The organism is Raineya orbicola, assembly GCF_002843425.1.
Taxonomy (GTDB): domain Bacteria; phylum Bacteroidota; class Bacteroidia; order Cytophagales; family Thermonemataceae; genus Raineya; species Raineya orbicola.
Genome location: NZ_NKXO01000005.1, coordinates 1 through 14,914, shown reverse-complemented (window position 1 = coordinate 14,914; position 14,914 = coordinate 1). Strand labels below are relative to the sequence as shown.

The following is a 14,914-nucleotide window of genomic DNA, read 5'->3' as shown; positions in this document are numbered from 1 at the left end:
AAGTGTTATGAAACGATTTTCTTTACTATTTTCTTGTTTTTGGCTTTCTCTGATAGCTTTTGCCCAAAACCTTGATGAGGTACTTAAAGAAGGTATTGCTAAAATGGAGGCAAAAGAATATGCCGCCGCTGTTGAAAAATTTGACTTGGTGCTTGCCGCCAAACCCAACTCCGTAGAGGCTCACTTTCAGAGGGGTTTAGCAAAAAAGGCAATGTTGCAGTATAATTTAGCCATCAATAGCTTCAACAAAGTGATAGAACTCAAACCAGACCACTTGGAGGCTTACATTGAAAGATCTGATGTATATTCTGCTATGGGGAAGGAAGATGAAGCTATTAAAGACCTCAACAAAATTACAGAAATGAAACCTGATTATTTAGAGGCTTATATCAGGAGAGGAAATGTGTATCGCCGCAAAGGTGATGCCGCCAAAGCCATAGAAGAGTATGAGAAATCCTTAAAAATTAACCCAAAATATGATAAGGGGCATTATAGCTTAGCTTTGTACTATTTCAATATTGAAAAAAATGCTGAAGCTATTAAACACGTAAAAGATGCCATTGCCGCAAATCCTAATAACGCAGAGGCTTATGCCCTAAAAGGAGAAATAGAAATGCACCAAAAACAATATAAAGCGGCTCTTGCAAGTTTTAATAAGTCGATTGAGTTAGATAATAGTGTGGGTAGTACATACACTTTCCGTGGGCAAGCCAAACTTTTTACAGGGGATAAAAAAGGAGCTTGTGCAGATTGGAAAAAAGCACAAGAACACGGAGATGTAGAGTGTGAAGAGTATTTAGCAAAGTATTGTAAGTAATCATAAAGATTCTTAAAAATGATTGAAAGCTTCTACTTTTTTATAAGTAGAGGCTTTTATATTAGACTACATTGCATTTTTATCAAGTTTTGCTTTCACGAAAGTTTGTAATAGTTTTTTGAAGTACAAATTTGTTTAATAGGTTCGGGAAAATTCTTTCAAGCCATAAGGCTAATTTGGTATAAAAAGGAAAAATCACTACTGCTTGGTTACGAATGATACCTTTGAGAATATATCCGACTGCTTTTTCAGTAGAAAGAATAGGAAAAGGTATCGTGGATTTTATTTTTTCGGTATTCGTGTGAGATTTGATAGCATTTTCGTAAAGCGAACTTTCTACAAAACCAGGGCAAATAGCTGTTACTTTCACACCTAATGCTTTGCCTTCGGCTCGCAAAGATTTAGAAAGTCCTAAAACACCGTGTTTGGCGGTAGCATACGGAACAGCAAGCGGAAAGGATATGAGGGCAGACATAGATGCCATATTGACAATATGCCCGAAACCTTGCTTTACCATTATATCGTAGGCAATTTTGCTACCATTTACGACCCCCATTAGGTTGATATCAAGCACTTTTTTCCATTCCGAAATACTCAAATCCTGAGCCTCTCCTGCGATACCTATGCCTGCATTGTTGATAAGTATATCTATGCGTTGGTGCTTTTGTAAGATACTTTGAAAAACATTTTGAAATTGGTCAAAATCTCTCACGTCCAAAGGAAAGTAAGAGACATTTTCTATATCATTAGCAGGGATTTGAATATCTGCATTATACACAATAGCCCCTATCCGGGAAAGTGCTTCTCTCAATGCCTTGCCAATACCTGAACTTGCCCCTGTGATAAGAACTATTTTCCCTTGAAAGAATTTTTGCATAAACAACCTCTGAATTGAAGTAAATTTTCAATGTTTTCGGCTTGTTGGATAGCCCAATGGACACACTGGGGATTTTCTTGCTTCAAAAAATTGTAATCAACCCAAGCTATTTCCTGTAAAATTTGACTTTCTTGGCTCATTTCAGGGTCTTTGCCTAAATTTAATGCTCCTCCAATTTGTTCTACTTCAAAAAATAGCTCAATAGCGTGAAGAGGTGGCTCTAAAAATTCATACACAAACAAAAACTGCTTCATTTGTACTTGTAAGCCTGTTTCTTCTAAAAACTCCCTTTGTAAGCAATTTGTTATGCTTTCGCCAAAATGCAAACCGCCACCCGGCGGAGACCATAAGTAGCCACCCTCGCCTAAATTGGTATGCTTGATAAGCAAAATCTTGCCCTCCTGCACCAGCAATCCGCATATACGCACACGCAGGCGATTGCCAAAGGTTTCTATGATAGTCTGATGTTCCAAGATACAGAATTTTTGCTGTTTGAATTTTGAAACGTGAATTTCATTTGCTTGCTACTGCTAAAATTTCTTTTCCGCCGCTTGCTAAAACTTCATTGGCAAGATGTATGGCAGTATTTTTAGCTTCAGTAGGCAAGCAGAGAGCTGTTTTTCGGATAATTTTTTCACCATTCCAAGCAAGCAGACCACCTTGCAAGTAGATTTTTTCGCCTTGCCAAGTCGCAAGTACAAATACAGGCACACTACACCCACCTTGTAAAGTGTGCAGAAAAGCTCTTTCTGCCTCTACACAGATAGCTGTAGCCTCGTGATTTAAGATTTTTTTTAGTTTTTCCTGTAAATTTTCTTCCAAATGCTCGCTGATTTCAACGGCAATACTGCCTTGTCCTGCGGTAGGGGTAAAAATTTCCAAAGGCAAATGCTCACAAACAAGATGTTCGTAATTCATTCTTTTTACGCCTGCATAAGCCAAAATCAGAGCATTGCAAAGCCCATTTTGTAGTTTTTGTAGGCGTGTTTGTAGGTTGCCACGTATTTCAGTTGTTTGAATATGTGGGTAAAAATGCTTCAAAACCGCAATGCGGCGGGTAGAGGAAGTACCTACGATAATTTTATCGTTGAGCGAAATATTTTCCTTAAAACTCACAAGCACATCATTCATCTGCTCTCTTTCTGTAAAGGCAATGATTTTCAGTCCTTCGGGCAGGCGAGAGGGCAAATCCTTGGCACTATGCACTGCCAAATGCACTTCCCCTGAAAGTAACTTCGCTTCCAATTCTTCTGTAAAAACGCCTTTACTGCCAATTTTAGCAAGCGAGCGGTCAAGAATTTTATCGCCTTTGGTTTCAATGGTTACAATTTTGGTGCTAAAACCTGCTTCTTGCAATTTTTGGGCAACAAATTCAGTTTGCCACAAAGCAAGCTTACTGCTACGACTGATAATTTTAAGTTTCATTGATAGTTTGGCAAAAAGGTTCAAAAATCGCTGTTTTCCAAGTTTTTAATTTTTCTACATCTTTCAAGGCAGGCTCAATTTCAAATCGGCTATTCAAATCTATGACTTGTACGGGAATTTGCGGTTTTTGTTGCAAAAACTCAAACAAAACAAGGCTATTTTCCAAAGAAATTCCGCCACTAATCCACAAAGGCTTTGAGTAAGGATAACTTTGCAGAATTTGCCAATCAAAAGCAATACCATTTCCGCCACGCTCTTTGCCTTGAGTATCCAACAGAAAGGCATCAACACAAGGCAGATAAGGCTCTAAATTTGAAAATTCAAAGCCTTGTCCCACACCAAAAGCCTTTACAATAGGCAGGTGAAGTTTTTGCTTTAACCTTTCGCAAAATTCAGGACTTTCTTCGCCGTGCAATTGCAAATAATCTAATGCGTATTTTTGAGCAATGGAAGCAATATTTTCAGAAGTTTCATTTACAAAAACACCCACTTTTTGAATTTGCCTTGATAGGTAAGGCATTTGCCAGTTTTGCCCTACAAATCGTTTGGAGTTTTCGTAAAAAATGAAACCCATAAAATGAGGTGAAAGAGATGCTACTGCACTGATATTTGTAGCATCTCTCATACCGCAAATTTTCCATTGTAGCATAACCTACTTGAATGCAGGAATACCTGTAATGGCATTACCCAAAATGAGTAAATGAATATCGTGAGTGCCTTCGTAAGTAACCACACTTTCAAGGTTCATCATATGACGCATAATGGGGTACTCATTGGTAATGCCCATTCCGCCGTGAATTTGACGAGCTTCACGGGCAATATTCATAGCAATTTCAATATTATTGCGTTTAGCAAGCGAAATTTGAGCAGTAGTGGCTTTGCCTTCATTTTTAAGCGTACCCAAACGCCAACAGATAAGCTGTGCTTTGGTAATTTCGGTAAGCATTTCAGCAAGTTTCTTTTGTACTAACTGAAATGAGGCAATAGGCTTTCCGAATTGTATGCGTTCCATTGCGTACTTGCGAGCCGATTCGTAGCAGTCCATTGCTACTCCCAAAGCCCCCCAAGCAATACCATAGCGTGCTGAGTCCAAGCATTTGAGCGGAGCAGAAAGTCCATCAGCCAAAGGCAATAGGTTTTCTTTGGGGACTTTTACGTTATCAAATACAAGTTCGCCTGTGATACTGGCACGCAAAGACCATTTGCCGTGAATTTCAGGGGTTGAAAAGCCCTCCATTCCTCGTTCTACAATCAAACCTTTGATGCGTCCTTCTTCATTTTTTGCCCAAACTACGGCTATATCAGCTTTGGGAGAGTTGGAAATCCACATTTTAGAACCATTGAGCAAATAATAATCGCCCATATCTTTGAAATTACTCACCATTCCCGCAGGGTTTGAACCAAAATCGGGCTCGGTAAGTCCGAAGCAACCTAACATTTCGCCTTTGGCAAGTTTGGGCAAATATTTACGTTTTTGCTCTTCCGAGCCAAAAGCATAAATAGGAAACATCACCAGCGAACCCTGCACCGAAGCCGTAGAACGCATACCTGAATCGCCACGTTCAATTTCTTGCATCATCAAACCATACGAAATATAATCCATTCCGCCACAGCCATATTCTTGGGGTAAAGTGGGTCCGAAAACACCTAATTCGCCAAATTTCCGCACTATTTCATAAGGAAAATGATTTTTCTCGTACCAATCTTCAATATAAGGAGAAATTTCTCTTTTTACGAAATCTCTTACCGCCTGACGAACCATTTTATGCTCTTCGGTGAGCAAATCATCAATGCCATAAAAATCGGGGTGTTCAAAAGTATCTTGTTTCAAACGTTTCTGAAACACCATTTCACCATTTGCGTTGAGTGTGCTTGCTTGCATAAAACCAAATTTTTTGTTATCAACCAAAAATATAGGTACAAAGTTAGCAAGAAAAAGGACATTTTCAAATGCAAACTTGAAAACTAAAATGGTCGGTGTTTTTTTCCCCACCGACCATTTTTTAGCGTGAAATTTCTAAAATTTCTACTTCCAGCTCGCCTGCGGGAACTTGAATTTTAGCTACATCACCAACGCTTTTGCCCAATAGCCCTTTACCAATAGGCGATTCTACGGAAATTTTCCCTGCTTTGAGGTCTGCTTCTTCTTGTGAAACCAGCGTGTAAGTCATTACTGCTTTGGTTTTTTTGTTTTTAATTTTGACCGTTGAAAAAATAGAAACTTTGGACAAATCAATATTGCTTTCGTCCATCAGGCGGGCATTGCTGATAAGTTCTTCTAATTTAGCAATTTTTAGTTCCAGCAAACCTTGGGCTTCTTTGGCGGCGTCATATTCTGCATTTTCAGATAAATCGCCTTTCTCACGTGCTTCTGCGATTTGGCGGGCAATATCGGCTCTGCCTTTGGTACGAAGTTCGTGCAACTCTTTTTTCAACTTCTCTAAACCTTCTTGGGTGTAATAAGAAATTTTTGACATAACAATAACCTGTTTAGTTCAACCAACAAAAAACGAAAATACAAGCAAGCTGAATAGCTAACCTGTATTGCCTTATGAGTAAAAAAAACGGCTGACTGCTTGCCGACCGTTCTCTCGTTTATACGTTACAAAAGTAAGAATGTTTTTTCAAAAAAACAAGAATTTTACTTGCTTTTTTTGCTTTTCTGTAATACACCATTCCCCGAAACTTGCACCGTAGTAGTTTTTTCTTTGTTACCTTCATTTTTTTCGTTATCTGATGAAGGAAGGAGATTTTTACGTATAAGGATTGTTTCTAAAAACTTGATTTCGTTATCAGAGTTAAACATTTTGAAAGGAAAATGTAAAAACTGACCCTTGGAAATCACCAGCGTAATAGCATCTTTGCTTTTGTGAGCTTCTTTGATTAAATCCCATTTGAACATCATTGCCTCTTGGGGCGTTTTTTTCATCAAAATATTCTGACTGCTAATCTCGTATGAATATTTTTCAAACATCACTTGGTTTTGAGGTAATTGGGGTATGCCTGTGTATTGTATCCACCAAAACAAATACCAAAGCCAAGCTCCCAGTGGGGCAAGCGTGTAAATCCACCAATTTTTATAGCCCAAAGCATTGATAATAACATTGAGAGCAATAATTCCTACAAAAATAGCCACAGGAAGCCACCACTGCTTACGTAGAATGTACTGCATACCTACCCGCCGATACATCTTGGGTGTAAGTTCGTATTTTTTGGTCTTGATGAGCATCTTATCAAAATTTTGCACAAAATTAGAAAAAATCCGACTTATCTGCATATCTTTGCAAAGAAAAACTTTTCCACTATAACTATTAGCCAATGACTACCACTGAAATTTTTCCTACTGAATTTTTGCAAAGAAGCCACAAAGAAGCCCTTTTAGAACAAAAATCAAAAGTGATTTGGTTTTTAGGACTTTCAGGAGCGGGCAAGAGCGAACTTGCTTTGCTTTTGGAAAAAAAATTATACGAACGAGGGTTCTTGACGCAAGTATTAGATGGCGATAATCTGCGTAGCGGGCTGAATAACAATTTAGGTTTTAGCGAAGCTGACCGCAAGGAAAATATACGCCGTGCCGCCGAAGTAGCTAAAATTTTAATGAATTGCGGCGTAATTGTGATAGCTTCTTTTATTTCGCCTACTAATGAAATTCAAAAACTTGTCAGAGATATTGTAGGCGAGGATTTTATTGAAATTTTTTTGGATTGCCCTTTGGAAGTTTGTGAGCAAAGAGATGTAAAAGGACTATATGCCAAAGCTCGTGCAGGACTGATTAAAAATTTTACAGGCATTGATAGCCCTTTTGAAAAACCGCTTAACCCCGACTTGGTGCTACACACGCACTTGCAAAGTAAAGAAGAATGTTTGGAGCAGATTTTAGACCTAATTTTACCTAAAATTACCAAAGTGTGATTTTATACTATGCCGTAGGTGGTGGAATGGGGCATCTGACGCGAGCCAAAGCACTTATTGAGCATTTTCAAGTGCCTTTGGAAAGTGTGAAAGTGCTTACAGCTTCGCCTTTTGCCCAAAGTTGCTTTCCTGATTTACCTATCTTGCCTTTGCCTTCGCATTTAGCCCAAAATCCTGAATTTTATCAGGTTTGGCTTCAGCAACAATTTCGCAAGTACAATTTTGAACAAGTTTGGGTAGATAGTTTTCCTTGTGGCATTTTGGGTGAATTGCAGGCATTTGCCGATGCCAACTTGCAATGGGCTTATTTTGCACGTATTTTGCAATGGGAAAACTATAAAGGCATTTGGCAAAAAACTTTGCCCTTTGAAAAAGTTTATTTGCTTGAAACTTTGGAAAAAGCTCATCAGAATTTTTTAGAAAGCCATTACAGCAAAAATTTAGAAAACCTGCATTTTGAATATTCTCGCAAAAATGTTTCTTGTATCTTTGATGAAAACGACTGGCTCATAGTTCATTCTGAACCTGAAACGGAAGTATGTGAGTTGCTTGCATACGCTTATGAGCAAGCCGAAATGGAAAATCAGAAGCCACGTTTTTGTGTGATAAGTCCAATTTCTAAATTAGATACTTCGCTTATTTACACGCATTTTCATTTGCAGGAAGCTCATCACTATTTTGAGCAAGCAGGGCGGGTAATTTCGGCTTGTGGGTTCAATGTAATGAAGCAAATGCAACCTTACCAAGAGAAACATCACTTTTTGCCTTTTCCCCGCCGTTTTGATAACCAATTTCTGAGAGCTAAATTAGCTTTTACTAAAAACTAACTTTCAGCGACTTTTTTAGTTTGATTCTTTTTCCAAAGATAAAAGCCACCGCCCAAAAGCAACAAAATCATTACAACAGAGCTAATAAATGCCAATTTTTCACCCTCTTGATACACTTTTGCTTCAAAGCGGAAAGTAATAGTATGCTTACCCGCAGGAACTACCATTCCCCGCAAAGCATAGTTTGCCCTGAAATATTCGGTAGGTTTGCTATCAAGGTAGGCTTGCCAGCCCGATTCCCCCATTCGGTAGTAAATTTCTGAAAAAACAACCAATTGAGGAGCTTTGGCTTCAAATTCATAAACCATTTCATTAGGAGAATGTTTGGTCAGGCGTATTTTTGCCAAGCTATCCCACTGAACGCTACTTAAATTTTCTGTACCTTTTTGCTTACGCAAAATACCCATCTTACGAACATTTAAGTTTTTAAGAGCTTTTAGTTCTTCATCAGCATTTTCAACGATTTTGTATTCTGGCACAATCCAAGCCGCTCCCAAGGCATCAGGGTTCTGAATAGCAATGCTTTTACCACCTTGCAAAGGCACAACAAAGTATTTGATATTCAGCATATCTATCACGGGCTTGTAGGTGCTTCCTTGCGATAGCTTGCCTGCACTATCTTGCAAATTTTTGTAAAGAGCTTGTATTTCTCTATCTAAATGCCCGCTGATTAAATCTTGATAAATTCGCAACTTTGCTCCGTGATACCCACCCGCCGAATGATGAAAATACGAAGTGGAGGCATCATTGAAAGGGTTGCCTACATTGAGTACGCGATAGTAAGTGGTATCTTTCAAAATGACTTCGTCAGCAGAGGAAGGTTCAAGGGTGCGAGCTTCTTCCTTTTCCACAAATTTTTCGCTATTCAAATAGCGTTTGGCAATCCCCCACAAGTCTATGAGTGTAAGCAAAGAAAGTATTGCTACAGCAATTTCAAACTTCAAAAACTTTTTCCATAAAGCCCACAAAGTACCCAAAGCAAGCAGTACAAAAACAAAACTCCGCCAAGCATCTGCTTTGAAAAGTGCTTCTCTATCGCTTTGAGCGGCTTTTACCAGTTTTTTGAATAAATCAGCCATTTCGCCCCCTTCCTTGATAAGCATCTTATCTTGTGCAGAACGAAAATCAAAAAATATTCCGCTTGCCAGTGCCATAAGCAAGATAATTCCACCAAAAGCAACTGCAAAAACTTTTAGTTTTTTCCAGAAAATATCAGGATTTTCTTGCAAGAGTTTTTGAGTTTCTTGTAAGCCCCAAGCCGCTCCAATTACAAAAAAAATTGGCATAAAAGAAAGAATCATCGTAACAGCTCTAAACTTATTGAACATTGGCAGGTAATCAAAGAAAAAGTCGTTTAGGAAGAAATTTTTACCCCAAGCAATGCTCACACAAAGCAATACGGCTCCTAAAATCCACCATTTAAGCGGATTTTTGCTGATAATCATTCCCCAAATGAAAAGCAAAAGAAGCACCGCCCCCATATACGCAGGCCCCCCTGTACCCGGTTGCTCGCCCCAGTACATTGCGGGCAAAGCTCCTTGCGAAAGTAAATAATTGAATAAGTTTTCTGCGGGAAGGTTGTATTGAGAGGCTTCCTCTTGTAAGGTTTCCATTAGTTTGCTGTTTTCGGTAGGGGCTTCAAAAGAACTTCCTCCATAAGCGTTTGGAATGAGGAAATTAAGTGTTTCACCTATGCCATAGCTCCAACGAAAAGCGTATTCCTTATCTAACCCTCCTGTATTATTTTGATTTTTCTTTGCAGTTGCACCCGAAACAATATTTTCAGGGCTATCGCTCAATTCATTTTTTCCGCGAGTAGTATTCTTGACATACTCATTCACCACCATATACCGATTGATGTGGTTGCTCATACTCAATACCCCCGCTGTAATAGCTACCAACGAAGCTATTACGAAGTGTTTGAGCCTATTTTGCCGAATAGCAATGATGAATTCTACCAAAGCGAAAATGAAAAGCGTAAGCCCTAAATAATAGGTCATTTGCACAAAATTGGCATACTGGTGAATGGCTGAAAAAAAAGTGAGTAAAATGCCTCCTAAAACATAATTGCCACGATATACCTGCCACACTGCTCCGATGATAGGAGGAATAAGAGCCACAGAAACACATTTGGAGATGTGTCCTGCGTCAATATTGATGATGTTGTAAGATGTAAAAGCAAAACTCAATGCCCCCAAAAATGCAATCCAAGATGAAAAACCCATTAGACACAAGCCTACATAAGTTCCGAGCATATACAGGAAAAGTATATTGGCAGGTTCGGGAAGCAGATTTACAAGCACACGCCCCAAATGCACCGAAATACTGCTTGGATAATCCATATAAATCATATAGTTGGGCATACCCGAAAACATATACGGATTCCAAAAGGGAAAATCACCTGTTTTTTTGTAATATTCTTGCGATTGATGTGAAGCCCCCAAACTTTGAACTACATCGTGTTGGCGAAGGTTTTTTCCCTGCATCACAGGCGACATATAGGCAAGTGATATAATTACAAACAATACTACCGCAATAACGTGAGGTAAAAGTTTTGATAAAATGATTTTCCCGTTCATACGAAAAAGGTTGGATTTTTTTGGAAGTCAAATCTTTTGGTTTTGTTTAGAATTAGTTGGCTTCAAAATTATGTTTTTTGTGTGATTTTTACTTTTTTTGTTGAGGATTTTTTCTTGCAATGGGTCGTTTTAAGCAGAGCAAGTTTTCGGTACTTCGGGCTTTTGTTCGTTTGGTGCGTTTTGGTAACCTATTGATGATAGGCTTTACGCAATACTTGGTAAAGATTTTTTTCATAGATAGCCCTGCCGAAAGTGTATGGGAACATTTTACAGATTTTCGTTTTTTTATGCTCTCTTCCAGCACGGTGCTCATTGCGGCGGCGGGTTATATCATCAACGATTATTACGATGTAAAAATAGATTTGCTTAACAAACCCGATAGGGTAGTGGTAGGCAGTGTCATTCAGCGGAGAATGGCTCTGCTTTTCAATTTTCTGCTCAATGCCTTAGCGATGCTTATCAGCTTTTGGCTCTCTTGGAAAATTGCTGTCATTAACTTTTTTTGCATTTTTTTGCTTTGGTGGTATTCTAATTTGCTCAAACGCTTGCCTTTTGTAGGAAATTTTGCAATTGCACTGCTTACAGGAGCTACGGTGTGGATAGTGGCTTTTTATTACAATCAGCACTATGAAGAAATTTACATTTACGCTTCTTTTGCGTTTTTCATCACGCTGGTAAGAGAGGTAATTAAAGATATGGAAGATGTGAAAGGAGATGAAGCGTTTGGTTGTAAAACTTTACCCATTATTTGGGGCATACCACGCACCAAAATATTTGTGTATGCACTTGTGATGGCTTTTATTTCCAATTTAGCAGTGAGTTTCTTTTTTTTACACGATAGGATTGTCGTTTTTCTGACAAGCATCATTTTCTTGCCGATTGCTTGGGTTATTATTCGCTTGTATTACGCCGATAGACGCAGGCATTTCCGCTATCTGAGCTGTTGGGTGAAATTTATTATGCTCTTGGGTTTGATAAGTATTTTTTTTGCAAAGATTTAATAGGGACGGGTCGGGGGCTTCGCTTTGCGAAGCCCCCGACCCTTACAAATTCCACTCTAAAAAATTAAGGTTGTGTTTGCGGTTTAGCAACTACCTTGCCTTTGAGCGTAAGTGTGATAGGTGTTCCTGTGTTGGTAAATACCGCAACAGTTTTATTGAACTCTCCTACTGCGGCGGCATTGTAGGTAGCAGTTACTTCACCTTTTTTCTTGGGTGCAATAGGTTCTCTGGTGTAAGAGGGCGTAGTACAACCGCAGGAAGCCTGCACGTTAGAGATGGTTATGGGAGTTTTGCCTTTGTTAGTGAAAGTAAAAGTAGTAGTAACAGGCGTTCCTTGCGGAATTTCACCAAAATCGTGTACTGTTTTCTCAAATGCAATTTGGGGTTGGCTTTCCGTGGGCGTGCTACTGGGTTGGGCGTATCCGAAACTTATACATAATAGCATTATTGACAAGAAGCCAAAGGGATTTCCGAATGGTTTATTTTTTTTCATTTTTTTATGGATTTAGGTTAAACTTTTTCTTTAATACACTTTTGTAGCAAAAGGTGTTCCAAAAAATAAAAAAAATTTTTTTTATCAAATTAAACCTTTGCTCAAAGTTTACATCAAAGCTACAAAACCTAAAATTTTACAGATATGAAAAAAGTAATTTTCCCTATTTTCGCCTTGCTTTTTGTAGTTAGTTTGGCTTTTGTAGGTTGTAGAAAAAAACAAGAGCCTCTTTTTGACCAAAGCTCTGTGGATAACGCCCAAGCAGATGCCCAATTTAACGACCTTGACAACATCGTTTCTGATGTAATGCTTGAAAACAACAATAACCTTCGCACTACTGATGAAGGTATTTCGGAGCGTACTTTGCGTTTTAGAAATTGTGGTATAGTTACTATCAATGCCGTCACTAAAACTATTGTAATTGATTTTGGAACAGGTACTACTTGCAACGACGGCAGAACCCGCCGTGGAAAAATCATCATTAACTATACAGGAGGCTATATGACGCCCGGTAGCGTAATTACCACTACTACTCAAGATTACTACGTAAATGATGTAAAAGTAGAAGGCGTAAAAGTAGTTACAAACGTTACACAGCCCGACCAAGTGCCTACACACACCGTTTCAGTACGTAATGGCAAACTAACTTTCCCTGATGGTACTACTTTCACTTGGCAAACCGATCGTGTACGCGTATGGCAACAAGGTTACGGCGATTTGAATCCTTACAATGAAGTAATACAAATCACAGGCACTGCCTCTGGTACTAACCGCAGAGGGGTAAATTTCACTGCTGAAATTACTGTACCTATCGTTGTGAAAACAGAGTGTTGGTTGCAAGGTATTCGCAAACCTGTATCAGGCGTGTATGTGGTAACTTCTGAAAATGCTCAAAAAACCGTAGATTTTGGTAATGGAACTTGCGACAGAATCGTAACAGTTACCATTACTGGTCCCCGAGGAGGAACATTTACCTTCCCTTTGAACTAAAAACAAAATGAACATACGGATACGCACTTTGCAAATAAGTGCGTATCTATGTTTTTATGCTTTGCTGGCTGATTAGCCATTTATTGATTTGAATAGTTAAATTTTCAGTGAAGAAATTTCTATTCCATATCACTTGTGGTACTTCAAGCATATTGGCAATTTTGTTTCCGAGCAAAAAACGCATTTCTGCTACCGCCAAATCCGCAAGAAAACGAGCAGGTAGATGCTCATAAAATACCTCTATAAGAGTTTTGGTAAGTTTTTTGCCTTCCTCGCTTTCCTGAAATTGAGTGGTGGCAATTTGCTTATCAAGCCAGTAGGCTTCACGCATAGAAAAAGGCAACAAATCTTCGCTAATCCCCATAAGATACCCTATTACATTCCACAAATGCAAAAAATTTTCTGCTTCTTTTTCGGAAAAATCAATGTCTAATTTTCGCATACCTCGCAATACAATGTACGAAAAAGCTAAATTTGTGCCTGCCATATCTTCCTGATTGATAGGCTCTCCCCAAATATCGGTTTTCCATTTTTGCGACTGCCCAATAAACTTTCGCACCAATGCGTGTAATAGTCTAATTTTCAAGATTTCATTTTTCCAAACTTCGCTTTGCAAGGTTACAAAAGAATTAGCTTTTATGGTAAAAATAGCAGTTTCTTGTAATCTTTTGAAAGCATCATTTTGCAGACGCCCTGAAAAAGTAAGGACTTTTACGCCGTTTTTTGCCGCATAACAATAAGGAAGCGAAAGTACTCCTAAAAGGTGTAAAATGATGCTTCGGTGCTTATGAAAAAATCTTGCTCCTGCTTGCATTTTAGCGGTATCTGCCCAAGAAGGAAAAATAACTTCATCAAAATAAAGTTGTAAAGATGCTTTCATTTGGTTGGGAATGGTGTTTTGCGTACCATTGAGCCAAGTAAGTAAATCACTTATTTCTTGGATTGAAAAATTTTTCCAAACAACCTCAGCCCAAAGATTGGCATAAGCGTCAGTTTCTTGTCTTTGCGAAGCTAAAAACTCTTTATCAAAGATTTTGGGCATAGCGATTTTGTTTTTGCAAAAACGCTTTGCTAAGAATTTTTGTTTTCAGTAGTTCATAAGCAAACCAATGGTTGGTAATTGAAAGCAAAAGATTTACAAAACCTAAAAATTACAAGAAACAGAAATCATAAAATAACGAGGCAGTAGGTTAGTTCGGTAGGTAAGAATTGCAAAGTCAGAAGTTTCTATTTGCTCAAAATAACGTTGGTTGAAAAGATTTTTGCAATAAATACTCAAATCCACGGGTTTTTTGAATTTATATCTGTATTCTAAATCCAAAAACCAGTAATTATTAGAAGGGGTAATTAAGTTAGGCAGAAAATAATCTACGTTGAACAAAATATAATTTTGTGCATTCTGCTTGAAAACAACCGCCAAAACATTACTAATACCTTGATTTTCAAAAGTGTTATTTATGCTAATAGTCTTATTTTTTGTCCAAGTCCAAGTATTCTGAAAATTCAATTTCATATTATAGTTAAATAAATTTAAGATTTATACGAAACCTACTTTCGGATGTTTAAAGAAGTTAGCAATTTTTTTTGTAGCTTGTTGAAGTACTTGAAAAGCATTTTGAAGTTTAGTTTTGAGTTGAGCTAAGTTTTTACAGACAACATTTTTAAGCATATCACATTTGAGGGTTTTCCAGACCTGTTCATCTGCGTTCAATTCAGGGGAATAGGGGGGAATTTTAGCCAGATAAATAGTTTCATTCTTGTCTTTTCGTAAAAAATCCTTCACCTCTTTGCTGGAATGAATACGTGCCCCATCCCAAATGATGAGTAATTTTTGCTTCAAAGTGTCAAGTAATTTTTTGAGAAAACCTACCACATCTTTGCCCTTGAAACTACTTTCTTGTATTTGATACACCAAATCCCCCGCAGGACTAATGGCACTGATAGCAGAAAGGTGTTGATAACGACAGCCTTCCCGAAGCACGGGGCTATGTCC

At 38.3% G+C, this 14,914-nt stretch carries 17 protein-coding genes; 5 read left to right on the top strand and 12 right to left on the bottom strand.

Annotated elements, in window-relative coordinates:
• Positions 1-7: 7 nt before the first annotated feature.
• Positions 8-817, top strand: coding sequence for a tetratricopeptide repeat protein (locus tag Rain11_RS02115; RefSeq protein WP_101357681.1), 810 nt, complete (start codon positions 8-10; stop codon positions 815-817).
• 82 nt (positions 818-899) lie between these two features.
• On the opposite strand, the gene Rain11_RS02110 is transcribed toward Rain11_RS02115, so the two are convergent.
• From Rain11_RS02110 to Rain11_RS02080, 7 genes are all read right to left on the bottom strand, one after another.
• Positions 900-1,694, bottom strand: a complete 795-nt coding sequence (locus Rain11_RS02110; protein ID WP_101357680.1) for an SDR family NAD(P)-dependent oxidoreductase — start codon at positions 1,692-1,694, stop codon at positions 900-902.
• The gene (locus tag Rain11_RS02105; protein WP_243390525.1) at positions 1,667-2,167 is read right to left on the bottom strand and encodes an NUDIX domain-containing protein; all 501 of its coding nucleotides are present in this window, start codon (positions 2,165-2,167) and stop codon (positions 1,667-1,669) included. Before Rain11_RS02105 ends, Rain11_RS02110 begins: the two co-directional genes overlap by 28 nt.
• Positions 2,168-2,207: 40 nt before the next feature.
• The gene (hemC, locus tag Rain11_RS02100) at positions 2,208-3,119 is read right to left on the bottom strand and encodes a hydroxymethylbilane synthase (protein ID WP_101357678.1); all 912 of its coding nucleotides are present in this window, start codon (positions 3,117-3,119) and stop codon (positions 2,208-2,210) included.
• Positions 3,109-3,768, bottom strand: a complete 660-nt coding sequence (locus tag Rain11_RS02095; RefSeq protein ID WP_101357677.1) for a phosphoribosylanthranilate isomerase — start codon at positions 3,766-3,768, stop codon at positions 3,109-3,111. The genes hemC and Rain11_RS02095 overlap by 11 nt, the downstream gene beginning before the upstream one ends.
• A 3-nt stretch (positions 3,769-3,771) precedes the next feature.
• Positions 3,772-4,968: an acyl-CoA dehydrogenase family protein gene (locus Rain11_RS02090; RefSeq protein ID WP_101357751.1), complete on the bottom strand. Its 1,197-nt coding sequence runs from the start codon at positions 4,966-4,968 to the stop codon at positions 3,772-3,774.
• A gap of 154 nt (positions 4,969-5,122) precedes the next feature.
• Complete coding sequence (greA, locus tag Rain11_RS02085; RefSeq protein WP_101357676.1) at positions 5,123-5,596, bottom strand: transcription elongation factor GreA; 474 nt, start codon at positions 5,594-5,596, stop codon at positions 5,123-5,125.
• A gap of 164 nt (positions 5,597-5,760) precedes the next feature.
• On the bottom strand, positions 5,761-6,348 hold the full coding sequence (locus Rain11_RS02080) for a hypothetical protein (protein WP_133121468.1): 588 nt from the start codon (positions 6,346-6,348) through the stop codon (positions 5,761-5,763).
• Positions 6,349-6,437: 89 nt separating this feature from the next.
• On the opposite strand from Rain11_RS02080, the gene cysC reads away from it, so the two are divergent.
• Both cysC and Rain11_RS02070 read left to right on the top strand, forming a co-directional pair.
• Positions 6,438-7,031: an adenylyl-sulfate kinase gene (cysC, locus tag Rain11_RS02075; protein ID WP_101357674.1), complete on the top strand. Its 594-nt coding sequence runs from the start codon at positions 6,438-6,440 to the stop codon at positions 7,029-7,031.
• Complete coding sequence (locus Rain11_RS02070; RefSeq protein WP_101357673.1) at positions 7,028-7,858, top strand: hypothetical protein; 831 nt, start codon at positions 7,028-7,030, stop codon at positions 7,856-7,858. The genes cysC and Rain11_RS02070 overlap by 4 nt, the downstream gene beginning before the upstream one ends.
• On the opposite strand, the gene Rain11_RS02065 is transcribed toward Rain11_RS02070, so the two are convergent.
• Positions 7,855-10,437 (bottom strand): glycosyltransferase family protein, encoded by a 2,583-nt coding sequence (locus Rain11_RS02065; RefSeq protein WP_101357672.1) that lies wholly within the window; start codon positions 10,435-10,437, stop codon positions 7,855-7,857. The two genes, Rain11_RS02070 and Rain11_RS02065, sit on opposite strands and share 4 nt — an antisense overlap.
• Positions 10,438-10,556: 119 nt before the next feature.
• On the opposite strand from Rain11_RS02065, the gene Rain11_RS02060 reads away from it, so the two are divergent.
• The gene (locus Rain11_RS02060; protein WP_101357671.1) at positions 10,557-11,438 is read left to right on the top strand and encodes a geranylgeranylglycerol-phosphate geranylgeranyltransferase; all 882 of its coding nucleotides are present in this window, start codon (positions 10,557-10,559) and stop codon (positions 11,436-11,438) included.
• 64 nt (positions 11,439-11,502) lie between these two features.
• Here Rain11_RS02060 and Rain11_RS02055 read toward each other — a convergent pair whose 3' ends face one another.
• The gene (locus Rain11_RS02055) at positions 11,503-11,931 is read right to left on the bottom strand and encodes a DUF1573 domain-containing protein (protein ID WP_243390524.1); all 429 of its coding nucleotides are present in this window, start codon (positions 11,929-11,931) and stop codon (positions 11,503-11,505) included.
• A gap of 144 nt (positions 11,932-12,075) precedes the next feature.
• Between Rain11_RS02055 and Rain11_RS02050 the strand changes: the two genes are divergently transcribed.
• On the top strand, positions 12,076-12,921 hold the full coding sequence (locus Rain11_RS02050; protein ID WP_101357670.1) for a hypothetical protein: 846 nt from the start codon (positions 12,076-12,078) through the stop codon (positions 12,919-12,921).
• A 46-nt stretch (positions 12,922-12,967) separates the two neighbouring features.
• Here Rain11_RS02050 and Rain11_RS02045 read toward each other — a convergent pair whose 3' ends face one another.
• The 3 genes from Rain11_RS02045 to Rain11_RS02035 all read right to left on the bottom strand — a co-directional run.
• On the bottom strand, positions 12,968-13,963 hold the full coding sequence (locus tag Rain11_RS02045; protein WP_101357669.1) for an oxygenase MpaB family protein: 996 nt from the start codon (positions 13,961-13,963) through the stop codon (positions 12,968-12,970).
• A gap of 102 nt (positions 13,964-14,065) precedes the next feature.
• A complete protein-coding gene (locus tag Rain11_RS02040) occupies positions 14,066-14,434 on the bottom strand; it encodes a TonB-dependent receptor (RefSeq protein WP_101357668.1) in 369 nt (122 codons plus the stop codon).
• A gap of 24 nt (positions 14,435-14,458) precedes the next feature.
• Positions 14,459-14,914 (bottom strand): transposase (locus tag Rain11_RS02035; protein WP_133121467.1); only part of this gene is annotated, 456 nt, incomplete at its 5' end.